The organism is Kurthia populi, assembly GCF_042686175.1.
GTDB classification, from domain to species: domain Bacteria; phylum Bacillota; class Bacilli; order Bacillales_A; family Planococcaceae; genus Kurthia; species Kurthia populi.
This window is the reverse complement of record NZ_JBHUOR010000129.1, coordinates 19,069-39,819: the sequence shown is the minus strand read 5'-3', so window position 1 is coordinate 39,819 and position 20,751 is coordinate 19,069. Positions and strand designations below refer to the sequence as shown.

The 20,751-nt window shown below is 34.0% G+C and carries 31 protein-coding genes; 28 read left to right on the top strand and 3 right to left on the bottom strand.

Annotated features, from left to right (window positions below; genetic code table 11):
* The 3 genes from ACFSY7_RS15415 to ACFSY7_RS15405 all read left to right on the top strand — a co-directional run.
* The coding region (locus ACFSY7_RS15415; RefSeq protein ID WP_380148506.1) for a peptidase at positions 1 to 216 on the top strand (216 nt) is incomplete at its 5' end.
* A gap of 16 nt (positions 217 to 232) precedes the next feature.
* Positions 233 to 496, top strand: a complete 264-nt coding sequence (locus ACFSY7_RS15410) for a phage holin (RefSeq protein WP_380148505.1) — start codon at positions 233 to 235, stop codon at positions 494 to 496.
* 2 nt (positions 497 to 498) lie between these two features.
* Entirely contained in the window at positions 499 to 1,332 is an 834-nt protein-coding gene (locus ACFSY7_RS15405; protein ID WP_380148504.1) for an N-acetylmuramoyl-L-alanine amidase, read from the top strand.
* A gap of 292 nt (positions 1,333 to 1,624) precedes the next feature.
* On the opposite strand, the gene ACFSY7_RS15400 is transcribed toward ACFSY7_RS15405, so the two are convergent.
* Positions 1,625 to 2,929: a GIY-YIG nuclease family protein gene (locus tag ACFSY7_RS15400; protein ID WP_380148503.1), complete on the bottom strand. Its 1,305-nt coding sequence runs from the start codon at positions 2,927 to 2,929 to the stop codon at positions 1,625 to 1,627.
* A gap of 1,151 nt (positions 2,930 to 4,080) precedes the next feature.
* Here ACFSY7_RS15400 and ACFSY7_RS15395 point away from each other — a divergent pair.
* From ACFSY7_RS15395 to ACFSY7_RS15385, 3 genes are all read left to right on the top strand, one after another.
* Complete coding sequence (locus ACFSY7_RS15395; RefSeq protein WP_380148501.1) at positions 4,081 to 5,037, top strand: hypothetical protein; 957 nt, start codon at positions 4,081 to 4,083, stop codon at positions 5,035 to 5,037.
* A 109-nt stretch (positions 5,038 to 5,146) separates the two neighbouring features.
* On the top strand, positions 5,147 to 5,962 hold the full coding sequence (locus ACFSY7_RS15390) for a ParA family protein (protein ID WP_380148499.1): 816 nt from the start codon (positions 5,147 to 5,149) through the stop codon (positions 5,960 to 5,962).
* 1 nt (position 5,963) lies between these two features.
* Complete coding sequence (locus tag ACFSY7_RS15385; protein WP_139996283.1) at positions 5,964 to 6,245, top strand: DUF5388 domain-containing protein; 282 nt, start codon at positions 5,964 to 5,966, stop codon at positions 6,243 to 6,245.
* Positions 6,246 to 6,265: 20 nt separating this feature from the next.
* Here the strand turns inward: ACFSY7_RS15385 and ACFSY7_RS15380 are convergent, their stop codons facing one another.
* Positions 6,266 to 6,736: an ImmA/IrrE family metallo-endopeptidase gene (locus ACFSY7_RS15380; RefSeq protein WP_380148496.1), complete on the bottom strand. Its 471-nt coding sequence runs from the start codon at positions 6,734 to 6,736 to the stop codon at positions 6,266 to 6,268.
* Positions 6,737 to 6,754: 18 nt separating this feature from the next.
* Positions 6,755 to 7,084: a helix-turn-helix domain-containing protein gene (locus tag ACFSY7_RS15375; protein WP_380148494.1), complete on the bottom strand. Its 330-nt coding sequence runs from the start codon at positions 7,082 to 7,084 to the stop codon at positions 6,755 to 6,757.
* Positions 7,085 to 7,410: 326 nt separating this feature from the next.
* Here ACFSY7_RS15375 and ACFSY7_RS15370 point away from each other — a divergent pair, with 326 nt between their 5' ends.
* From ACFSY7_RS15370 to ACFSY7_RS15265, 22 genes are all read left to right on the top strand, one after another.
* Positions 7,411 to 7,596, top strand: a complete 186-nt coding sequence (locus ACFSY7_RS15370) for a helix-turn-helix domain-containing protein (protein ID WP_139996289.1) — start codon at positions 7,411 to 7,413, stop codon at positions 7,594 to 7,596.
* 10 nt (positions 7,597 to 7,606) lie between these two features.
* Positions 7,607 to 7,795, top strand: a complete 189-nt coding sequence (locus tag ACFSY7_RS15365; RefSeq protein WP_380148492.1) for a hypothetical protein — start codon at positions 7,607 to 7,609, stop codon at positions 7,793 to 7,795.
* Positions 7,796 to 7,813: 18 nt separating this feature from the next.
* Positions 7,814 to 8,527 (top strand): Rha family transcriptional regulator, encoded by a 714-nt coding sequence (locus tag ACFSY7_RS15360; RefSeq protein ID WP_380148490.1) that lies wholly within the window; start codon positions 7,814 to 7,816, stop codon positions 8,525 to 8,527.
* Between the two features lie 59 nt (positions 8,528 to 8,586).
* Entirely contained in the window at positions 8,587 to 9,444 is an 858-nt protein-coding gene (locus tag ACFSY7_RS15355; protein WP_380148489.1) for a phage replisome organizer N-terminal domain-containing protein, read from the top strand.
* On the top strand, positions 9,383 to 10,300 hold the full coding sequence (locus tag ACFSY7_RS15350; protein ID WP_380148488.1) for an ATP-binding protein: 918 nt from the start codon (positions 9,383 to 9,385) through the stop codon (positions 10,298 to 10,300). The genes ACFSY7_RS15355 and ACFSY7_RS15350 overlap by 62 nt, the downstream gene beginning before the upstream one ends.
* Positions 10,297 to 10,710 (top strand): hypothetical protein, encoded by a 414-nt coding sequence (locus ACFSY7_RS15345; protein ID WP_380148487.1) that lies wholly within the window; start codon positions 10,297 to 10,299, stop codon positions 10,708 to 10,710. Before ACFSY7_RS15350 ends, ACFSY7_RS15345 begins: the two co-directional genes overlap by 4 nt.
* Positions 10,707 to 11,024, top strand: coding sequence for a hypothetical protein (locus tag ACFSY7_RS15340; protein WP_380148486.1), 318 nt, complete (start codon positions 10,707 to 10,709; stop codon positions 11,022 to 11,024). The genes ACFSY7_RS15345 and ACFSY7_RS15340 overlap by 4 nt, the downstream gene beginning before the upstream one ends.
* Before the next feature lie 12 nt (positions 11,025 to 11,036).
* Entirely contained in the window at positions 11,037 to 11,324 is a 288-nt protein-coding gene (locus ACFSY7_RS15335; protein ID WP_380148485.1) for a hypothetical protein, read from the top strand.
* Positions 11,321 to 11,806: a hypothetical protein gene (locus ACFSY7_RS15330; RefSeq protein ID WP_380148483.1), complete on the top strand. Its 486-nt coding sequence runs from the start codon at positions 11,321 to 11,323 to the stop codon at positions 11,804 to 11,806. The genes ACFSY7_RS15335 and ACFSY7_RS15330 overlap by 4 nt, the downstream gene beginning before the upstream one ends.
* On the top strand, positions 11,806 to 12,564 hold the full coding sequence (locus ACFSY7_RS15325; RefSeq protein WP_380148481.1) for a hypothetical protein: 759 nt from the start codon (positions 11,806 to 11,808) through the stop codon (positions 12,562 to 12,564). Before ACFSY7_RS15330 ends, ACFSY7_RS15325 begins: the two co-directional genes overlap by 1 nt.
* Before the next feature lie 189 nt (positions 12,565 to 12,753).
* Positions 12,754 to 13,116, top strand: coding sequence for a hypothetical protein (locus ACFSY7_RS15320; protein ID WP_380148479.1), 363 nt, complete (start codon positions 12,754 to 12,756; stop codon positions 13,114 to 13,116).
* Positions 13,094 to 13,330 carry a hypothetical protein gene (locus ACFSY7_RS15315; protein WP_380148478.1) on the top strand — a complete coding sequence of 79 codons (237 nt, stop codon included), beginning with the start codon at positions 13,094 to 13,096 and terminating at the stop codon, positions 13,328 to 13,330. Before ACFSY7_RS15320 ends, ACFSY7_RS15315 begins: the two co-directional genes overlap by 23 nt.
* Positions 13,327 to 13,722 (top strand): hypothetical protein, encoded by a 396-nt coding sequence (locus ACFSY7_RS15310; RefSeq protein ID WP_380148476.1) that lies wholly within the window; start codon positions 13,327 to 13,329, stop codon positions 13,720 to 13,722. The genes ACFSY7_RS15315 and ACFSY7_RS15310 overlap by 4 nt, the downstream gene beginning before the upstream one ends.
* Before the next feature lie 2 nt (positions 13,723 to 13,724).
* Positions 13,725 to 13,991, top strand: a complete 267-nt coding sequence (locus tag ACFSY7_RS15305) for a hypothetical protein (protein ID WP_380148474.1) — start codon at positions 13,725 to 13,727, stop codon at positions 13,989 to 13,991.
* A gap of 65 nt (positions 13,992 to 14,056) precedes the next feature.
* Positions 14,057 to 14,236 carry a DUF3954 domain-containing protein gene (locus tag ACFSY7_RS15300; protein WP_380148472.1) on the top strand — a complete coding sequence of 60 codons (180 nt, stop codon included), beginning with the start codon at positions 14,057 to 14,059 and terminating at the stop codon, positions 14,234 to 14,236.
* 131 nt (positions 14,237 to 14,367) lie between these two features.
* Complete coding sequence (locus ACFSY7_RS15295) at positions 14,368 to 14,898, top strand: hypothetical protein (protein WP_380148470.1); 531 nt, start codon at positions 14,368 to 14,370, stop codon at positions 14,896 to 14,898.
* Positions 14,895 to 15,452 carry a site-specific integrase gene (locus tag ACFSY7_RS15290; protein ID WP_380148468.1) on the top strand — a complete coding sequence of 186 codons (558 nt, stop codon included), beginning with the start codon at positions 14,895 to 14,897 and terminating at the stop codon, positions 15,450 to 15,452. Before ACFSY7_RS15295 ends, ACFSY7_RS15290 begins: the two co-directional genes overlap by 4 nt.
* Before the next feature lie 881 nt (positions 15,453 to 16,333).
* Positions 16,334 to 16,594: a hypothetical protein gene (locus ACFSY7_RS15285; protein WP_380148466.1), complete on the top strand. Its 261-nt coding sequence runs from the start codon at positions 16,334 to 16,336 to the stop codon at positions 16,592 to 16,594.
* A 248-nt stretch (positions 16,595 to 16,842) separates the two neighbouring features.
* Complete coding sequence (locus ACFSY7_RS15280) at positions 16,843 to 17,199, top strand: HNH endonuclease (protein ID WP_380148465.1); 357 nt, start codon at positions 16,843 to 16,845, stop codon at positions 17,197 to 17,199.
* A gap of 101 nt (positions 17,200 to 17,300) precedes the next feature.
* Positions 17,301 to 17,780, top strand: coding sequence for a phage terminase small subunit P27 family (locus tag ACFSY7_RS15275; protein ID WP_380148464.1), 480 nt, complete (start codon positions 17,301 to 17,303; stop codon positions 17,778 to 17,780).
* Complete coding sequence (locus ACFSY7_RS15270) at positions 17,777 to 19,474, top strand: terminase large subunit (protein ID WP_380148463.1); 1,698 nt, start codon at positions 17,777 to 17,779, stop codon at positions 19,472 to 19,474. The genes ACFSY7_RS15275 and ACFSY7_RS15270 overlap by 4 nt, the downstream gene beginning before the upstream one ends.
* Before the next feature lie 15 nt (positions 19,475 to 19,489).
* Positions 19,490 to 20,725, top strand: coding sequence for a phage portal protein (locus tag ACFSY7_RS15265; RefSeq protein WP_380148462.1), 1,236 nt, complete (start codon positions 19,490 to 19,492; stop codon positions 20,723 to 20,725).
* Positions 20,726 to 20,751 lie beyond the last annotated feature (26 nt).

Genomic DNA, 20,751 nt, shown 5'->3' with positions numbered 1-20,751 from the left:
GATGCAAAGTTAGATAACATCAATCAATTACGTAATACTGCGCAACGTGCTGAAACAAAAGCCGATTTAGCGCAAGACATTGCAGAAGAAGCAAGAGCAAGTTCAAAAAGCGCACATCATCGTATTGATCGCCATGACAAAATCGTTTTCTGGGCAGGTACATCCATCATCGGTTCAGTCATTGTAGCGATTATGGCGATCGTCTTAGGACAATAAAATAAGGAGGACAATTATGAATACAGAAAAACTAAAAGAATACATTGCATTATTCGGAGGATTGCTTGGAGCAGTCCTTTTATTTTTGCAGACTTTAGGTTTTGAGTTTGCATGGTTTACAGATAAGTCAATTGAAGCATTTACGAATGCGTTACTCGCTGCAGTGCCATTTATCTTGATTATCTATGGCGTGTGGAAGAACACGTATGTTGTAACGAAAAAAGCAAAAGAACATAAACAAGTGATTGATGAACACGAGAAGAAAAAGGAGGAAGCATAATTATGACAATGAAAGTAGCAGTAGATGCAGGGCATGGCGGTTTTGGTGTTACACCAGGTAAGCGTACACCAGATGGTGAATACGAATGGAACTTTAACAATAAAGTGGCGATTGCAGTGATTGAACGTTTGCATCAATACGGCATTCAAACATTGCGCACAGATGATGCAACAGGACGTACAGATGTCGCTTTATCAACACGTGCAAAGCGAGCAAACAATTGGGGTGCCAATGTCTTTGTATCGTGCCATCACAATGCGAATACAAGTGTATGGTCTAATAAATGGGGCGGAACAGAAACATTTAGTCTTTCAGCGTCTGCAACAAAAGCAACCAAACTTGCGAATATCGTTCATAAACGTTTAGTAAAGGCTACTGGACTACAAAATCGTGGTGTAAAACATGCGAATTACCAAGTGTTACGTGATACTTCAATGCCAGCTATTTTAACAGAAGGTGGCTTTATGGATTCGACAATTGATATTAAATATATGCGCAATTCAGCGTGGTTAGCATCGCAAGGCTACGCTATTGCAGATGGTATTGCGGAATATTTAGGGCTGAAAGTGATTGGTTCAACTACCTTCACACCGGCTGGCAACACAAATACAGAGAAGTATTACAAATCAAATGCGCCTAAGGGATTGTATCGTGTTATTAAAGAATGTGGCGAATACGATGGCGTTAAATTCAATGAATCTAAGCGTATTCAGACGCTTAAAGTGGGTACAGCATTTACTGTCACAGAAATCATTAAAGTAGGCAACGTATACCGTTTAAAAACTAAATCAAAAACATATGTAACAGCTAAAAAAGAAAATGTAGAAAAAGTATAAAATAAAGCCCCGTATCTTCCACAGTCATGTAGAAGGTATGGGGCTTTTTTTATTTCTAGAAATAATAATCAAATAGAACTATTATTTTATTCCATTCCGGGTTAAAATAATTATAAATAATTGAAAATGTGTTCAGTTATTTCATGTTTAGCCATCTATATGATGGCTTTTTATTTGCACAAAAAAGACTGCCCAGTGGCAGCCGTTTATGTTATTTGATTACTGGGTGAACATAACTAAAATTCATCCAAAAACGAAAACATGTTCAACATTAACGGTATTATATAAGTATCTATTTTAACTTCTGTTTTTTTAATAATTCTATTGCTTTCGCACGTCGGTCATTATATTTCATCACCAAAACTTCATTATCAGGCTTTTCAACTTTAACTCTTTCGATTGCTTCATCTAAAATAGTAATTTCATTTTCATAATCCTTTACCTTACGATACGCCATTGCGTAGGCATTATATAGCACCGGTGCATTATAACCATGATAACGAGCTGCGTCGTATAATTCAATGGCTTTATCTATATTTCCAGCTTTTCTTTCGACATCTCCTCTTTCATAATATGAGAATCCTTCTTTAAATCCTTTTCTCCAGTCATGAAGATTTTTAATATCCTGCAAAGGTACCCTATCATGAAAGGGATTAATAGCGAGTTCGGCCTCTGAATTTGAAGATGCTATATCATTGATTTCAGCTTTTAAGAATTTCCAAACATCTATTAGATGATATACAGGGATTTCTCTACCTAACTTTTCATGCGCTTTTTTTTGATCAATTAAATAATTGTGAACATCGTCAGTTCCAATATATATCCAAGCAGTAATAGACTTCGCCATTTTACTTTTTAAAATTTTATTTCCATTAGCTTTTAGGGTGTTCATTACTTCATTCTTATACTTTTCAACCTGTCCCCCGTAAATAATTGTAATTTCATCTCTTATACCAGTTGTAATAAAAGATACAGATTTCAGTTTTTTATACTCTACTTTGTCAAATGGACGATGTTTCACATTAAAATAATGTTCATCAATCTCATTAGCATATAAAACAGGAGCTACCTCAAGTTGAATTTCAGGTGTACTAGGGCTAGGGCCATAACCATTATCTCGATTTGTAAGGAATGGAGTGATTCGATTTGTTAATCTATCGGATGTTTCGTTTAAAATACGTGTCATTTCTTGACTTTCTAGCTCAATTGCTTCCATTTCGGTTAATCCTGTATCTACAAATCGACTATCCGTTTCGTACATTTCTCTAATTTTCTCTGCTGCATATGCGCGCTGGTGAAACTCTTTGTATCTATTTCCACGCCCCTTACCTACATAGAAAACTTCCCCAGTTTCTTTAATAAACCATTCATAAACATAATAATCATTCGTCTTACCATCAGTAGGCATTCCTATAGGCAAAGAATTGATACTTATTTCATTTTCTGGTGTTATTCCAACAGAAATGCCTACACCTAAAATATTTTTTGATTGTTTATTATCTGAAATCTCATCTACTTCCTCTTCTACTACGTTACTTTTATGGATTTCTTTTACATTCTCTTCTTTTCTCACAAAAAACTTATTAAATATTTTCATTATTTTTTAAGGCCCCTTGTATTTTAATAATCATTTTTATTCAATAAACTTACAATGTACTTATTATAAGATAAATGAAGTATATATTTCCATAACTCTCCTATTTTGGCTGAATTTAAAATTTTCTCTATTTGTAAAAATCGCCCTTTTAGAAAAACGTCTTTTTACTGGTTAATTTAAGTAAACTTAGTTATATCAATAGTTATAGAGGTTTCATAAGTTATCTTTTCTTTGGATATCTCATATATTAGCCTTGTGGATGACACCACACGCAAATACTGATAATACGGGCTTATGAGTAATAGCCAAATAACGGAAATTTATCATTGTATATTTCTAATGAGCGAATTATATTTAGAAAAAGAGGTGGTAATTATGAATAGAAGAATATTAATGAAGAACGAAAATTACATCATTGTGCAACATTCATACTACCCAGTGATGAAGATACACCGTAAAAATCATCTTACTACATACGATATCCAAAAAATGCTGTCTCATAACAAAGTATTTGATTTAACTAATACGTTATTTAGCAAAAAGCATGAAAAGAGTCCCGGACACTTTTACCAAGAATGAAAAATAAAAACCACCGACGGTACTGCGAATACCGACAATGATGACATATCTTTATTAGACATCTCACAAAAACATCAATTGTAAAAATGTTATTTTGTAATATGTATCAATTGATACATTTGTATAATGATACATGTGTTTATATCTATATATTTTTCTATTATTAAGTTGACTTTTCCATATGTATTACACTATACTTAATTCAATTAAAAAAGAACGCAAAAAAAGCAAGCGGTTAATAAAGTATGGGGATACTTTATTAACATGCTATATCGTAACCAAACTACGATACGCACTGACAACTTGCTTTTAATGCTTGCTAATTGCTTATTATGATAAATCATTTTAGGGGTTATTTCAAGTATTAAAAGCTAAATTACTTTATAGTATCTAAAAATACTTAAAGCGTGTGTATCGAAACAGCAAATCGATACCACGCTTTTTTTCGTTCTCCCAAAGGAGAAATGAAAATGAAAACTAAATCTAAAGCGTTAATCTATACTCATAATCCAGTAGCTTATAAACACTACTCCCAATTCAAATCAGTTAAACAGTTTAATTCAAATATTGAAATGTGGTTAGCAGATCATAAATCTACATTTGGTCGCAAAGAGCTGCAAGCTCTCAAAGTATTATTACGGCACTCTGCAAAGGTTGCTGGCATTGCTACGATTAAGTTCAATTCACTTGTTAAAGTGGCTGCCGAGAAATACGGCTTTGTGTTTAGTGTTAAAACGGCTAAACGTGCTGTGGCCAAAGCGAAACAATTAGGTATGCTTGTAACACTTGCTACTAAATCAGCCAAAACTGATTTAAAATCTCCATCGATTTATGTATGGCAAAAATATCGAAATGTCCCTACGGTGATTACTGAAGTCACTACGGATGAAACTCCTACAAACGTTGATGTAACAACATCCTCACAAAATGCTACTGTATCAGCTTGTGAGGATGAAATGACCCTACATAAAACTGGTGTCCCTGAAGCTAGTATTATTAAATATTATATCCGTAAAAGCGCGAAAGCTTTTAAAACAATCGCTTGTCACATGTCAGTTAAAAAATCAGCCCCAGCCGAATTAATTGAACAACCTGTAAAACCTAAAACAGCATTCAAACCATTGCGTTTTATTTCACGTTTGAAAGATGTTGTCTATAAATCATTACTAAACAAAAAAGATGATGTACAAGCAATTGTTGAAATTGTTCACGCAAATATATATGCATTCACTAAATTGCCTGCTTATAAGCCATTTAAAGACGAATTACTAGAAAAGGCATTACGAATCGTAAATGCTTGTTTAACAGCGCACAAACAAGGCTCACTAGATTATATTAAATCTATGCGTGGTTTTATCGATTCACGTATCAAAGCTGAATTACGTGCATTTAGTGAATTAAAAGTAATGGAAGCTGACAACTTAATTAATCAAGATATGCATACAAACATCGCTGATATGTACACTGATGCGTTAGAAGGTACGTATCAACCGAATTATAACAAGGGTATGTTTTATGACTGGACTTAATTAAAAACCTTAATGTTTCACATGAAACAAGTGAAAAATGATACATTGATACATTTTACAATTGATACATTGATACAAAAAGTTTATAGTTAAGCGAGGGGGTTAGCATATGACAACGATTACGTTTGCCAACTTTAAAGGTGGCTCTGGAAAAACAACAAATAGCACGATGGTCGCTTATGAACTAGCTAGTATGGGATATAAAACCTTGTTAATTGATTATGATCCGCAAGCAAATGCCACGAAATTCCTTATGAAAACATATAAAGCTATACATGGTAAAGCACCCGATTTTAATAATACGCTTATGGCTGCATTGCAAAAAAATAAATTAGAAGAAGTGATAATGGAAATCAAAGAAAATTTATTCTTAATTCCGTCTTATCGTGATTTTAAAAAGTTTCCTAAGTTTCTTGAAATACAATATCCAAAAGATGATTTTGCACGTGTGAAATATTTAGATAATCAATTAAAAGAAATTAAGAAACAATATGATTTTATTATTTTTGATACACCGCCAACTAGTACACTATTTACCTCTGGAGCACTTTATGCTAGTGATTACGTTGTAATTACATTACAAACAGAAGAACGAAGTTTAGACGGTGCAGAAATGTTTATAGATGAATTAAATGAACTTTTTGAAATACCTGGATTCGATATAGAGATTTTAGGCATTCTTCCAGTATTATTTGAAAACAATAATGAAGTAGATGATATTATATTGAACGATGCTAAAGATATGTTTGGCGATAACAACATGTTTAACGCTATTATTCGTCGCATGAAACGCGTGAAACGTTGGGATAGTGTAGGCATTACAGATGACCGAAAAGATAGCTGGGATAAAAAGACTCATGCTGTGTTCCAAGACGTCACAAAAGAAATGATTGAGAGAATAAAAAAGATAGAGAAGGAGAATTAGTATGGCTAACAAGAAACTTTTAAACAAACGTATGCGTGGGAACGAATTTACTCCTACTAATTCGGCTTTAGAAGAAAGCATAGAAGAAAATGAAGTTGAAGTTGTAAAAGAATATCGTGCGTCACTTAGGGTTACAAATGAAACGCGAGATAGAATGAATGCTTTAAGGAAAATTACAGAATTTAAGAATGTAGATGATCTAGTAAATCATTTAATTGATGAAAAAGTAGAAACATTAACTGATAAAAGTAGAAGAAAATTCGAAGTAATGGTTGAGAAATAAACAAAAGGACTTAGCTTATATTATAAAGCTAAGTCCTTTTTTCTTTTTATATCGAGTGGATCTAATATGATTAAATAATCTTTGTAGAAAATATCTTGTCCATATTGTTGGCGATAGTGTACTAGACATTCTTCTAAAAATTCCGGAACGATTTCAAGGTGAGCACATATTTCTTCCACAGTTGTTATGTATTTTTCATAGCACTCTATTAGATTATCTAAAGTTACAATTTTTTTATGTCCCCAACGACGTGCTATGATTTCTTGTTGTCTATCTCGAATTGTTTTCTGTTCAACTATATTACCCATGGTAGTTTTAAAGTGTCCAAGTTCTTCAGCTAATACACAATGATATTTATTTTGAGTAAGATTATTTTTGAGGAAAATCCCATCATAATCATAAAAACCAGATAGTTTTCCTGGCAAAAAGTTTGTCTGCCAGATTGGCACTTCTTCATAAAATTCATCCCATAATGCTTCGAATCTGTTCATCATAAAACCACCTATATATTATTTATTCTTTTTAAGATTTTTCTTAAATTCAATGAATGCTAATATTTCTTCTATTTCTTCCTCTGTAGCATCGTCATCAATATGCGCTGCAAAAGTTTGAAAGCGTTCATCTGGAATGACATATCTTTTTAAGTCTGTTCTTCCTAATAAATAATCTGTAGAAACATTAAAATAGTTTGCAACTTTATCAATTTTATCTACAGATGGGCTTTGTGTAGCCCATTTATATAATGTATTTTCTCCCCAACCTAGATTTTTAGATAAATCTTTTAAGTTTATTTTATTTTCTTTTGCTAGAATTTTTATACGTTCTAGAAGTATTTTCATATACAAACATCTCCTAATCAGGCTATTAAGTATCTTTTTGGATATTTTTATTTGACAAAAGTATCTTTTTGGATTATATTAATAGCATAAGCTAATTTTTGAGCTAAAAAGAGTACAAAAAAACAAGACCAGCTAAAATATCATCTGCATTTGGAAGGTGCTTAAAGATTGATTTTATCGGCTTTTTTGGGTCTTATTTAACTATGGATTTATAGTATCATATTGGATACTTTAATTCAATATTATTAGCTAATAAATTAGCTATTTACCCTAAAATGATTCAATATTAGCAATTTTCTTTATTTATTTCAGAAGGATGTGAAAAAATGCCTGTTGATTTAGCTATTCAAATTAGATCGGAACTTTATAAGAAAGAAATGTCACAAAGCGAACTTGCTAAAATGTTGGGTATTTCAGGTGCTTATCTAACAGATATTTTGAAAGGTCGTAGAACTGGTCCTAAAGCGCAAGAACATATTATGTACATTAAAAAAATTTTAGAAATTAAGTGAGGTAATTACAATGGATAAGTTATTGAAAATTGCAGAAGAAGTAGAACGTATCGATGTAGAAGATGATGAAAGAATTGGTTGGTTTGATATTCCAGAAGGTGATCCTACTATAAGCGATAAATTAATGACAGTTGGTGTTCTTGGTTTTCTGCCTGCTGTAGCAATTGCCAGTGGCTTATTCGTATTATCTGTACTTTAAAAAATAGGAGGAATTAAAATGACAAACATTAAAGTAATGTATGCAGGACAACAGCAACAAACAATCACTTCATTAGAGGTGGCAGAAATGGTGGGGCGTGAGCATAAGAATGTAATGCAAGATATTCGCAAGATTTCAGCAGATTTAGGACAGCTGAAAATTCAGCCGTCCTCATATTTCACAGAATCAACGTATAAAAACAATCAGAACAAAACGCAGCCAATGTTTCTACTAACTAAACAAGGTTGCGAATTATACGGCAATCGAATGACTGGAATCGAAGGTACTGCATTCGCAATTAAGTACATCGAACGCTTTAATGAAATGGAACAAGTCATTCAACATAATTTACCTACAGATCCACTGGAATTAGCGTTGACAGCTGCACTAGATACACGAAAAGAAGTGGCAGCTATTAAAGAAGATGTTGATTATTTAAAAGATAATATGCGCATCAATACGTACCAGGAGAAAACTTTACAGGACATTGTAAAACGGAAAGCGATGAAGGCACTTGGTGGTTATAAGAGCTTGGCTTATGAAATGCTTGCTAACAAAGTATTTAGAGCTGCTTGGCGTGACTTCAAAAATCATTTTGGAATTTCTACTTATAAAGAGTTACCAGCAAAACGTTTTGATGAAGGTGTGAAACTTCTAAATTATTGGGAACCCGGTGCATCATTACGAATGGACATTGAATCTTATCAGAATCAACAATCATTAATAGATTAATTGTGATAAGCATTTAAGGGCCAAAAATGAATATTGAATAATCCGTTAGGGGGATTAAAATGGCAGAAATCACATGGATTAAATTGAAAACAGACATGTTTGAAAATGAAAAAATAAAATTGATTGAAGCATTACCAGATTCAGACACAATTATTGTAGTTTGGGTGAAGTTATTAGCAGCTGCAGGAAAAGCAAATTCAAATGGATTTATTATGCTTACAGAAAATATTCCAATGAATGTGGAAGAAATGGCAACAATATTCAATCGTCCACTTAATACAGTTCGCTTGGCACTCGAAACTTTTAAACGTTACGGAATGATAGAAGTCAAAAACGAAGCGATTCGTATTAAGAATTGGGAAAATCATCAAAATATTGATGGAATGGAACGTGTTAGATTGCAAAATCGTGAACGAAAAAGAAAACAACGTGAAAAAGAAAAACAAATTCAACTAAGTCACGTTCCGTCACGTGACAGTCACGCAACAGACTCAGACTTAGACTTAGACTCAGAATTAGATTTAGATAAAGAAAAAGACAAAGACAAAGACAAAGACTTAGATAAGACTAGACAAGATGGTCCAGTCAAAGTCGAGTCAAGTATATCGTTTACAGAATTATTATCTTTCTATGAAAAGAACTTCGGTTTACTAAGCGCTTATGCACAAGAACAATTTAATGCAGTATATGAAGAATACAATGGAGAACTAATTCTTGAAGCCTTAAAAGAAACAGCTTTACGTACACCAAAAGTGAGAAAACCACTTTCCTTTGCAGAAGGCATCTTAAAAAACTGGTATCAAGAAAACGTTCAAACGCTTGAACAATTAAAAGCAAAACGAAAGGGTGGTCGACGTGAAAGCAATTCAGCAAGCTATGAGCCTGCCAAAGAATATGATGATGGCGTTAACTTCTAATTACTGTGAAAAAGAGCATGTAAATGAATATGGCTATGCAATCAAACATCCTTTATACAAAGCTGATTTATTAGGTACAGCTTATGAACAGTATGGCACCCAATTAATTTGCTTACAGTGTTTGAAAGAGGAACGTGATGCAGCTTTTGTCAAACGTATTAGTGATGAAGCGATTGAACGAGAAAAGCATAAACGAAAAAACACCTTACATTATGCATCGGTCTACAGTGATCAGTCGATTGCAGACGCTGGATTTAAAAACTTTGAAGTTGCGACACCAGAAGAAAATAAGAATAAAGAAGATGCGTTGAAAGCTGTGAAACATTATCGAGCCAAGTTTGAAAAAGAAGCGAATGAGTATTTTACAACCATGTTGACAGGCTCAACTGGTGTTGGTAAATCTCATCTTGCAATGGCCATGTTACGAAACCTAAATGAAACACTGGATGCAGAGTGTGCATTTGTGAATGTACGTCGCATGTTGATGATGATTAAAAAATCATGGAATGACCAGAAGTACCCATATGACCAAATGTATTTCATTGATTTGCTAAGTCGAGTGGACTTCCTTGTATTAGATGATTTAGGAAATGAAACTGGTAGCGATTCAGAAGCCAAGCAGTGGGTGAAGGATATCCTTACAGAAGCGTTAGAAGCTCGTCAGACGAAAGGAACGATTGTGACATCGAATTATACGCGTGACCAGCTTACAAAGATGTACAGCGAAGATAGAGCCGTTAATGCGCTAATCAGTCGCCTATTAAAAAACACTGCACCAATCGTTTTTAAAGAAACAAATGATAAGCGTGTTAAGTTATTCGACTTAGATGCGCCAATTGAGGAGGAAACGGAATGAATGAGAAAAAGAAAGTAGTTCAGAAGGAAGTACCAGTGATTAGAGAGATGGCAGAAGTATTCCTAGTACCGCAAGATGGGATGTGGAAAGAAGCCGTGGGGCATCGTCTCACAATTAGTCAGATGGAGTTTGGGGTCCTTCCAGTTGTAGAGGGGTTCGGAATCATCGATGTCCAAAGTGGATTGCCACTTTTTGTGCATGAGGTGTCAGAAGATATGCTGCGTACTTTAACTACAAAAGAAGAAGTCATTCACTACATGGCAACCTATGTAGCAAAATCAATAGTGGGCACGATAAATATAATGGGTGTAGAAGAATATAAACAACAATTGATGCATAGTAAGCAAGAAGTGACGAATCAATTAGGCGCTCGCCCAGCTATTCGTTGGTATGAGGAGGAAACGGAATGAATGGAAAAAAGGAAGTCGTTCCAGTGATTAAAGCATATGTGGTTGAAGAAAGAATATCTTATGAGCACCAGAAAATTGTATTCGCTGAAACGGCAACTCAAGCGAAAAACATCGCATACGGCTGTGAGCCTTTTGAAGATTTTAATTATATCGAATTATACGCAAGTCGCGCTAAATATGCAGACGGCCATGAGAATGATTCAGAGCGTGATTTAACAATTCATTTAATTCGTAATGGATGGTTTTTTGAAAGTGGTGGAGAACTAATTGATAGTGATAATTTAGAGCAGGCCATTGCAGAAAATTGGATATAAGGAGGATGCGAAATGAATGCAGAAAAAGTCGATCAAGCGATGTGGTTGGAATTACTTACTAAACTTGCGAATAAGCGAGAAGAATTAAATGAACAACAAAAAGAGGTATTGATAAAGATTTACAAGTGCAAACGGGGTCAAATTTTACGTAAGGGCAAGACAGAACGTATCTTATATGGTGCAGATCATCAATTCATTGCATATATGACCAAACGTTCGAAAAGAAAAGTAACGATGTTAAATATTCCGGATTTTTTAAAGTGGGCTGAAAAAGCAGAATTTGTGGAGGAAGGACAATGAAAATAGTTATGATCCTCGCCTTATATACGCTAATACCAGCAACTATGTATCTTTTATTTGCATGGTTAGAGTGGCATATGGATAGAACGATTGTAAGAGGGATGCAGAAACTAGTACCGTATCTTCACTTATTCGAAATGAATCGTTTATACAAATGTGAGGATTGTGGACTTTATTACAGAAAGTATCAATTGCAACTTTATCTAGTAATAAAAGAAAAAAGGTATGATACATGTCCTCATTGCCAGAGGGAACTTAGTAGGCGTAAAGAAATGAAAAAACAACCTGCATATTTGGATATGCATCCAAGTTGTCCAAAATTGAAAGGATTAAAAGAATTACATGCAATGAAAAAGTCCTTACGATTATATGCAGAAAACAACAAAATTAAGGCACAACAAAAAGAATTTGAGCAACTGCAGCAACGGACACAGGAAGATCCATTGAAATGGTTAAAAAATATCCAAGGAGATGAACTATAATGACGGAATATTCATACTATATAACACCTATAGAATATAAAATTGCTAATGAGAATGGGATTTCACGTGAATTAGTCAATTATCGTGTACGAAATGCAGCTTGGGTAGTGCAGGAAGCTATTACTAAGCCTGTAAAAAAGAAAGATATGCTTTATGAAAAATATGCAATAATTGCCAATAAAAATGGCGTTACTAGGAATCGCTTTTATCAACGGGTTAAAAGACTTGGGTGGTCGCCATTAAGAGCTGCTAATACAAAACCTTGTAATTATCGTGTTATTCAAGCGCAAAATAGTATTCAGATTGGCCATGAAGTATATCGTTTCGTACAATTAGGAATTACACAAGAACAGGCGAAAATTGCGTATGCTCATGGTATTTCTTCAGAAACGCTAAGATGGCGTTTAAAGAGAAGCACAACAAATTGGAGTGTTGAGGAAGCTATTACAACGCCACTTTTGGATAATCAGGAACGTATTAACCGAAGACGACTGAAAAAAGGAAAGAACTATTTCGAAAAGATGAATGAAATACATTGGAACGAACGTCGTTCTCTTTCTGAAAAAAAAGAAACAAGGTATTCAATAATGTCAGTTAAAAAAACAAGAAAAATAATCAAGGCATTCGATAAATATAAACTTCAAGAAAAAATTAATGAGCACAGAGAGCGTGGATGGAAACAAGTCGGTGATATAAAGATGGAAGGCTACTACGATGGAGCCTATGCAGCATTAATAGAACTGGAATTAGATTACTAGGCTTATTATTTTTTAATTGTAAAATGTATCATTATTACAATTGATACTTTGTAATAATGAAAAAAATATCAATTTATAAAGGTGTGGTTGAGTTGAATAAGTATGATTTTTGGTATGAGGTTGCTGTTTTTGTTTTTTGTATCTCGATGGCCATTATATTTTTAGTTTTGAAATAGGAGGAGATTGAAGATGACAGAAAAATTGAAGGTTAGTCGTGAGGTTGCGGACGTACTTGATAGCTTAAACAGAAAAGATCTTAGTACTGATACATGGATAAGAATGCATTCAGAAGGAGAATGGGTATCGGTGAAAAATAAGCCATTAAACACGTTATCGCTCGAAGAATTTGCTACAGCACTAATCGTAGGTTATGAGGTCGAAATGACACCGCATGAAGTTATTGCTTCTGAATATGTCACTAGACAACAGGATTGGATTAACAACATGCATCTACACAGCAAGGGTTTTGTAGAAGGTATTGAATTTACACTCAATACATTAGGCATCACAGTAGAAGGAGTGAAGCAGAATGGTGAATCATTTAGGATATGATACGCCAGTACCGTTTGTACTTATTGCTTTTTATAACGACGCTGGATTCAAATTTAAAAAGGTGTGCTACACATATGAAGAAGTAGAAAGTGTTGTAGTTGCTTATCAAAAGCAACAAGGAATTTATAAGGGTACTACTTATATTCAGATAGCAAATGAATTAAATCATTCGGCTGATCTATTGTCCGAGTATAGTAGGGAGCTAAGGAAATGAACATAAAAGTGGCGCGAAGTCGACGTATTATGGACCGTTTTAATCGTTCTAATTTAGCTGAAAAGCAAAATAGGATTAGCTCTAAGCATTGTATGAAATGTCCTCACTTTGGCGATGGCCATGTTGATAAGTGTGCAGCATGTCCAATTTTTCATCAATTAACGGAAATTGGTGATGAACTTACCGCCATTTCACACAAACGAAAAAAAGCTAAAAAAAATAAATTGTTAGAGAAATTGAAAGAAACTGGGTTAACGGAATCTAATTACTTAGAACTGCGATTGAGTGGTTTATATGATTTTGAAATCTATCATAGTGTGGGCATGTCCTCGACAAAATTTCAAACATGGAAAAAAGAAACTGGACTGCTAGAGAAGGCAAAGGGGTTGTGAGTATGTCAGCATTGGCGGAAGGATTTGAACAAATCGATATTTTCACCGTACTACGTGAGATAAACGATATTGAGCTAATTGAAAAGAAAATAAATGGGTTAATGCCAGGAAGTAAAATATCAACAGCTACATGTGAAGTAGAAAGTGAAAATAAATTCATCGTCGTTAGATCATGCGACTTTGAAGAATTGTTCACCAGCACAGATAGCGCCTTAAAGTATATAAAAAGCTATTTTGAAGGCAATAAAAAAAGTGCCAGCAGTAACTGACACAATAAGCATAGGTATAAGTTTAAAACTTCCCACAAACATTATAACATAAGGAGTGTTGAAATTTGGAACGAAATGTAAAGCAATTACATGAAATCGATTTAAGTAAAGACGGTGTATTTTATATTAAAGATGGAAAGATAAATATTGTAGACACATTGCCTTATGGATATGGAACACAAACAATCACGTGGCAAAATGGCAAGGTGGTTCGTACAGAACTAGCATATAGTAGAAAACTTTGATATTATAAATTTAACTTAATAAACATAGAGCTGATCAGGAACAACCGGGAGCACTAAAATGAACGCAAGTATTTATTGCGCGCATTTAGTGTTCCCTTTTTTTGTTCAATTTGTTCATAGGGGGAACGAAAATGAATGATTTAATCCAAGAATATAAACGTACTTTAAAAGATACAAAGACATTATTACCAATACGAAAAACAAAATTACTACGTGCTAAACAGGTTCAAGATATGGAAGAAATAAAGCGATTAGAGAATGAAATCAAGACCATTAATAGTTGGATTAGTAATCTACAATACGTTATTCAATGGTTAAGAACGGGCAGACAACCAGGTACTACAAGAGGTGTTGAAAGACGTGCAGTATACGAAAGAGAAATACCAATGGAACCATATCTGATGCAATATTATGTGAAACACATAATGCCTATTCCTGATAATAGTGATGAACAAATAGAGAATACTAATGAAAAAGAAAATATGATTAATGAGTTATTGAGCATATTAAATAAAGATGAAAAAGAAATATTAATGATGGCTGCTAATAATATAAGTTTAAGAAAGATTTCATTATTAACCAACAAGCCTAAATCGACTGTAGAAAATATATTGAAGCGATGCAAAGAAAAAATTACAGATGAAGGGTGGATGATTGTATGAGATTTGTTGAGCCTATACGTGATGTAGAGCAACTAGAGGAGTTTAAAGAATACTTGAAAGATAAAAGTGAACGAGACTACTTACTTTTTTTGATGGGTATTACAACGGGTTTCAGAGTTTCAGATTTATTGATGTTAAAAGTTCGGGATGTAGAAGGAACACACATTAAAGTTATGGAACAAAAAACAAAAAAAATGAAACGTGTAATTATTTCTCCAGATTTAAAAAAGGTACTTAAAGAATATTTAAAGGATAAGAAGGCGAATGATTATCTTTTTTTGAGTAAAAAAAGGACTAAGAGTGGAAAAAAACAACCCATAACAAGAGTGAGAGCGTATCAAATATTTAATGAGGCTGCAGATGCGATAGGGCTTAGAGATAATATTGGAACACATACAATGCGAAAAACATTCGGTTATCATTTCTATAAACAATTTGGTGATGTGGCTACATTACAGCGACTCTTTAATCACTCTAGCCAAGCGACAACCCTTATGTACATTGGGATTACGCAAGATGATATGGATGAAAAAATATCGAAAATGTATCGATAGAACAAGACGTACTTTAAATAGTATGTCTTTTTTTATTGAGAAAAATAAAAACCTTTATAAATACTGTTATATCAACGTTTGTAGGGATTATTATACTTATCTATTTAACATAAAAATGTGATTTGTAAATTGAGAGAAAAAAAGTTTTATAAAAAGTTAAGGAATGCTGTTATATCAACGTTTATAGCGTAAAAAAGTTAATTTAACAGTTTATTAGATATGTTAAATAAGGGCAGAAAAAGGCGGAAATCTTGGACAGTTGCCCACTAATAGTGAGAGGGTTGAACATTTAAGTTGATTAAGGCATACAAAGAAATTCAAAACTAACCCCTAACAGTCCGTTTTCTTTTGTATGTCTTAATGAGTTTAAAAAAGGGGTGATGTTTTGAAATGAATCGATTTGTTGAATTTCTAAAAGAATATTTCAAAGGCATTCAAAGAATATGGTCGCGAATCAAATTCAATCTATTGAAGTTATTTGGTAAAAGCGATGTTCGAAGTAATGCAGGAATCAGTTGGTTTGATGAAATGAAAAATTGTAATGAGCAACCGAAAAAGAAATATCCAATCAAACTGGATTTTTCGAGAAAGGTATTACACAGTCAAGTGATCTGTAGAAAACCTAAGCATCTAATCAAAAAAGTTATTTAACTCGATATGAGTAGAAGGGAAATGGTGATCTATAATCTCGCGATGCCAGGCGTTAGTGGCAGATGTTCTATTGGGTAGATGTTGCAATGGATTGGGATTATTAAGATTAATGATACTTATTACATTTGAAAGAAGTATCATTTGTAATAAATATCAATTGATACATTTAGACATTAATGTACAAATAGAAATATAGAATTATAGATAAATGTATAAAGGGTGTGAAAGACATGGAATTGTCAAAGGTACAGAAACATCAAATGTTAATTTTACTTGTATCAACGATTATAACAGCAGCAGACGATGATGAAACAAAACTAAAATACTTAACTAAAGAACAATGCTTAAAGGTCTTACTATCAATTGATAACGCTACATCAAATGTAAGTAAAGAAGAATTAGAATCATCATTCCAGTCATTAGTTGATTACTTATACAATGATTTAATGTGCGATGATGAACCATTAATCAAAGCAGAAGGTAGTGAGTAACGTGGAAGATTTACATTGTGCAGTATGTGGCCACACAATTGAAATTAAAGTGGCAGACATAGAAGAAGTACCCAAACGATACATTGGAGAATGCAAACGATGTGAAGCGACTACAATTGTAATAATGGAACAAGGTCCTGAACAAAAGGTTGCTACACATATCTGTGAAGTATGTGGGAGTTCAAACGTTGAAGTACTTCGAGCAGGAGATACAATCTTTCGAATCATATGCAAGGAGTGCTTCAAAGATGAATAGTAAACCATTTAAACCATGCAATGTATTTGGTTGTGGGAATGTGACACAAACAAAATATTGTGAACAACATACCCATGCACAACGTGATAATAACCGTTATTATGATAAGCATCGTAATAAAGAGCATGTATCATTTTATAACAGCAATGCATGGCGTAAGACCAGGCAACTTGCAATCGCTCATTCAAATGGATTATGTGTGCAATGTTTAGCTGACGGAAAAATTGTACTTGGTCGAGTAGTGGATCATATCATTCCCGTTCGTCAAGATTGGAGCAAACGATTCGATTTAGATAATCTGCAATATTTATGTCAGTCTTGTCATAATAAAAAGACTGCTAAAGAGTAGCCCCCCTACTTTTTAAATTATTTTTAAAAAATTATATACAACGGTGTTCCATCAACATTTCGAAAAAATCCGTTTTTGAAAAAATTTTAGGTGGTGATAAAATGGCTGGACGAAACAAACAACCCTTAACGGTGATTTTAGGAAAAGGGGTCTCAAATCATATTACCAAAGCAGAGGCAGAAAAACGTGCAGCTCATGAAGAGAAAATGCGAGGTAATACAGACAAGATTCATCCCCCATCTTATTTGTTAAAAAAACAAAAAGAAGAGTTTGATGAACTGGCTGAAGAATTAATGAAATTAGGTATCTTTAGCAACTTAGATATTGATACACTGGGCTTTTACATTGAAGCTAGAACGAACTGGCAAAAACTTGGCCCTGTCATTCGTAAGTTAAATCCAATTCGTGATTTAGAAGAATTTACGAAACTAAATCGTACCCGAAAACAGTTATCTGATGAATGTAGAGCCTATGCGTCTGACCTTGGATTAAATATTACATCTCGTTTGAAATTAGTGATTCCACCCCCACCAGAAACTGAAAAAACTGCAGCTGAAAAACGCTTTTCTAGTCGATTATGAGTGGAGAAAATGCATGTTTTGAGCTTGTTTTAGCTTACTGCGAAGCAATTTTAAGTGGGGAAATAAAGGCTTCACAAAAACTCAAATGGGCCGTTAAACGTTTTTTAAACGATTTAGAAGAAATTCGTACCAATCCCAATAGTCCCTATTACTTTGATGAAAGAGAGGTAGAGGACTTTTTTTATTGGGCACAAGAATTTGAACACGTAGAAGGTGTTTTAGCAGGGCAAAAAGTAGATCTTGTTCCTTTTCAGTTATTTATTGCAGCCAATATATTTGGCTTTAAAAAGAAATCAAATAACGCCAGAAAGTTTCGAAAGGTATACATCCAGTTAGCTCGTAAGAATGCAAAATCTCAATTCTTAGCGATTATGGCTTCATACATCACTTTTTTAGGAGATGAAAAGCAACGAGCTTATATTGCTGGTTGGCAAAAAGAACAATCAGATGAGGTATACACTGCTGTACGTGATGGGATTATGTCGAGTGAATTGCTACATGGTCGATGGAAAGAATCTTATGGGCAAATTAAAATTGCTAAAAATAGTTCAGTGATTGTTCCTTTGAGTCGTGAAACGAGAAAAACAGGGGATGGTAAAAACCCATCGGTTGGAATTGTCGATGAATATCATGCACATAAAACAAGTGAGATTTATGATGTGTTAGAAAGTGGGATGGTGGCTCGTAAAGAACCGCTAATGGTTGTGATTACAACTGCAGGTTTCGATTTAGCAAGTCCATGTTTCGTTGAATATCAATATGTCAGTCGAATTTTAGATCCCGATGATGATGTTGAAAATGATGACTATTTTATTGTCATTTGTGAGTTAGACGAAGGTGATGATATAAAAGATGAATCGAACTGGATTAAAGCAAATCCAATTGTGGCCACTTATCCAGAAGGACTTGAATCCTTGCGTTCTGGTTTAAAGGTAGCTTTAGATGTACCTGAAAAGATGCGAGGTTTTCTTACAAAGAATATGAATATTTGGGTCGACATGAAAATTGATGGCTATATGTCCGCTAAAAAGTGGCGAGAATGTAAGATTGATGCTTTCGACATCACTGGAAGGGACGTATACATTGGCATTGATTTATCAAAGAAAATCGATTTAACTTCTGCTGGTTTTATTTTCCCTTACGAAAATGGCTATCATGTCCAACAACATTCCTTCATGCCAGAAGAAAGTTTAGCTGCCAGAAAGAATAGCGATAAGGTGCCATATGATTTATGGATTAAAGAAGGTTGGTTAGAAACCACGCCAGGTGCAGTTGTTGATTATACATTTGTGGAAAAATGGATACTTGATTTCGTCGAAAAATATAATTTAAAGCCAATTATGTTGTGCTATGACCCCTATGAAGCAACACAGTTTGTGCAAAGTATGCAAAATAATTATGGTTATACAATCGTCGAAATTAGACAAGGCTTTCCTACTTTAAGTGAACCTACAAAAGAGTTTCGTGAAGAAGTGTATAAACAACGTATTACACATCTGGGAGATAAGGTATTGAGCTGGGCTGTAGGGAATGCGATTGAAGATATTGATGCAAATGAAAATATAAAATTAAGTAAGAAGAAGTCAATTGAACGAATTGATCCGATTGCAGCTGTTCTAAATGCTTTCGTTCAAGCACGATTTGTTTCTGTTGTTTCAAGTAGTAATAACGTTGGATTTATCAGTATGCGTTAGAAAGGAGGGAACCAAATGAAATGGTATCAAAAGGTACGGGCATCTTTTTCAGCTGCAACAACTGCATGGAAGGGGCAAACATTTAATTTTACAAATTGGATGGGACGTAAATTTTGGGGAATTAATAACTCAAATTTAGCCACAAACGAAAATATCTTTAGTATTATTACTCGACTCTCTAATACATTGGCTTCTATGCCACTCAAACAATATAAGGAATACAGTGTATATTATGGCCAAGTTTCAAATATGGTGATGCATGAACCCAATCAACACATGACATCTTTCGACTTTATTCGCACGATGGAAGTAAGTCGAAATGAAACGGGAAATGCATATGCCATTATCGAGCGTGATATATACGGCATTCCAAAAGCCATGCACCCATTGGATTCATTAGCAGTTGAACCCCTTATTGATAACGAAACAGGCGAGCTTTGGTATGAAATTCGAGGAATAAGTGGCATTTATTACGCACATCATCTTGATATGATTCATGTAAAACACATTTCAAGTGTTAATCATTTAAAAGGAATCAGTCCGTTAGATGTGTTGAAAAACACATTGCAGTTTGATAAATCTGTTCAAGAATTCGCGTTAAATGAAATGGAAAAATTAGATTCATTTATTTTATCGTATGCTGCGAACGTTGATGAAAAGAAAAGAAATGAAGTTGTAACTAATTTTAAGCAATTTTACGCAGAAAATGGGGGCGTTTTATTCAATGAACCCGGGGTGGATGTAAAGCCAATTGCGAAAACGTATATCTCTGCCGATACAATTAATAATGAAAAAATCACACGAGACCGTGTAGCAAATGTTTTCAATGTTCCAGTAGCTTTTCTAAATGAAGCCAGTGGAGGGTTCAGTAATAATGAACAAATGATGATTCAATTTGTGCAAATGAGTATTACCCCCACTGTTCGTCAATATGAGCAGGAATTTAATAAGAAATTATTAAGTATAGAGGATAAAAATAGTGGGCATTACTTCAAGTTTAATGTAGGTTCTCTTTTAAGAGGTGATACAGCCACACGTACAAACTTTTATCAATCCATGATTCGATGTGGGGTCTTTAAACCGAATGAGATTCGAATGTTGGAAGATATGCCACCTGAACCAACCGAAATGGCCAATAAATTGTTGATTAGCGGTGATTTATATCCACTAGATATGTCAATGGAAGAACGAAAAGGCTCACCGGCAGAGAAAACAGTAGATGAAATTAAAGCACTTATAAATAAATTGTAATAAATGATGATTGAAAGGAGGTGAAG

Bases quoted from the DNA above. Each gene is read 5' to 3' on its own strand.
- ACFSY7_RS15410 (WP_380148505.1), top strand. From the start codon at position 233: ATGAATACAGAAAAACTAAAAGAATACATTGCATTATTCGGAGGATTG.
- ACFSY7_RS15405 (WP_380148504.1), top strand. From the start codon at position 499: ATGACAATGAAAGTAGCAGTAGATGCAGGGCATGGCGGTTTTGGTGTT.
- ACFSY7_RS15400 (WP_380148503.1), bottom strand. From the start codon at position 2,929: ATGAAAATATTTAATAAGTTTTTTGTGAGAAAAGAAGAGAATGTAAAA.
- ACFSY7_RS15395 (WP_380148501.1), top strand. From the start codon at position 4,081: ATGTGGTTAGCAGATCATAAATCTACATTTGGTCGCAAAGAGCTGCAA.
- ACFSY7_RS15390 (WP_380148499.1), top strand. From the start codon at position 5,147: ATGACAACGATTACGTTTGCCAACTTTAAAGGTGGCTCTGGAAAAACA.
- ACFSY7_RS15385 (WP_139996283.1), top strand. From the start codon at position 5,964: ATGGCTAACAAGAAACTTTTAAACAAACGTATGCGTGGGAACGAATTT.
- ACFSY7_RS15380 (WP_380148496.1), bottom strand. From the start codon at position 6,736: ATGAACAGATTCGAAGCATTATGGGATGAATTTTATGAAGAAGTGCCA.
- ACFSY7_RS15375 (WP_380148494.1), bottom strand. From the start codon at position 7,084: ATGAAAATACTTCTAGAACGTATAAAAATTCTAGCAAAAGAAAATAAA.
- ACFSY7_RS15370 (WP_139996289.1), top strand. From the start codon at position 7,411: ATGCCTGTTGATTTAGCTATTCAAATTAGATCGGAACTTTATAAGAAA.
- ACFSY7_RS15365 (WP_380148492.1), top strand. From the start codon at position 7,607: ATGGATAAGTTATTGAAAATTGCAGAAGAAGTAGAACGTATCGATGTA.
- ACFSY7_RS15360 (WP_380148490.1), top strand. From the start codon at position 7,814: ATGACAAACATTAAAGTAATGTATGCAGGACAACAGCAACAAACAATC.
- ACFSY7_RS15355 (WP_380148489.1), top strand. From the start codon at position 8,587: ATGGCAGAAATCACATGGATTAAATTGAAAACAGACATGTTTGAAAAT.
- ACFSY7_RS15345 (WP_380148487.1), top strand. From the start codon at position 10,297: ATGAATGAGAAAAAGAAAGTAGTTCAGAAGGAAGTACCAGTGATTAGA.
- ACFSY7_RS15340 (WP_380148486.1), top strand. From the start codon at position 10,707: ATGAATGGAAAAAAGGAAGTCGTTCCAGTGATTAAAGCATATGTGGTT.
- ACFSY7_RS15335 (WP_380148485.1), top strand. From the start codon at position 11,037: ATGAATGCAGAAAAAGTCGATCAAGCGATGTGGTTGGAATTACTTACT.
- ACFSY7_RS15330 (WP_380148483.1), top strand. From the start codon at position 11,321: ATGAAAATAGTTATGATCCTCGCCTTATATACGCTAATACCAGCAACT.
- ACFSY7_RS15325 (WP_380148481.1), top strand. From the start codon at position 11,806: ATGACGGAATATTCATACTATATAACACCTATAGAATATAAAATTGCT.
- ACFSY7_RS15320 (WP_380148479.1), top strand. From the start codon at position 12,754: ATGACAGAAAAATTGAAGGTTAGTCGTGAGGTTGCGGACGTACTTGAT.
- ACFSY7_RS15315 (WP_380148478.1), top strand. From the start codon at position 13,094: ATGGTGAATCATTTAGGATATGATACGCCAGTACCGTTTGTACTTATT.
- ACFSY7_RS15310 (WP_380148476.1), top strand. From the start codon at position 13,327: ATGAACATAAAAGTGGCGCGAAGTCGACGTATTATGGACCGTTTTAAT.
- ACFSY7_RS15305 (WP_380148474.1), top strand. From the start codon at position 13,725: ATGTCAGCATTGGCGGAAGGATTTGAACAAATCGATATTTTCACCGTA.
- ACFSY7_RS15295 (WP_380148470.1), top strand. From the start codon at position 14,368: ATGAATGATTTAATCCAAGAATATAAACGTACTTTAAAAGATACAAAG.
- ACFSY7_RS15290 (WP_380148468.1), top strand. From the start codon at position 14,895: ATGAGATTTGTTGAGCCTATACGTGATGTAGAGCAACTAGAGGAGTTT.
- ACFSY7_RS15285 (WP_380148466.1), top strand. From the start codon at position 16,334: ATGGAATTGTCAAAGGTACAGAAACATCAAATGTTAATTTTACTTGTA.
- ACFSY7_RS15280 (WP_380148465.1), top strand. From the start codon at position 16,843: ATGAATAGTAAACCATTTAAACCATGCAATGTATTTGGTTGTGGGAAT.
- ACFSY7_RS15275 (WP_380148464.1), top strand. From the start codon at position 17,301: ATGGCTGGACGAAACAAACAACCCTTAACGGTGATTTTAGGAAAAGGG.
- ACFSY7_RS15270 (WP_380148463.1), top strand. From the start codon at position 17,777: ATGAGTGGAGAAAATGCATGTTTTGAGCTTGTTTTAGCTTACTGCGAA.
- ACFSY7_RS15265 (WP_380148462.1), top strand. From the start codon at position 19,490: ATGAAATGGTATCAAAAGGTACGGGCATCTTTTTCAGCTGCAACAACT.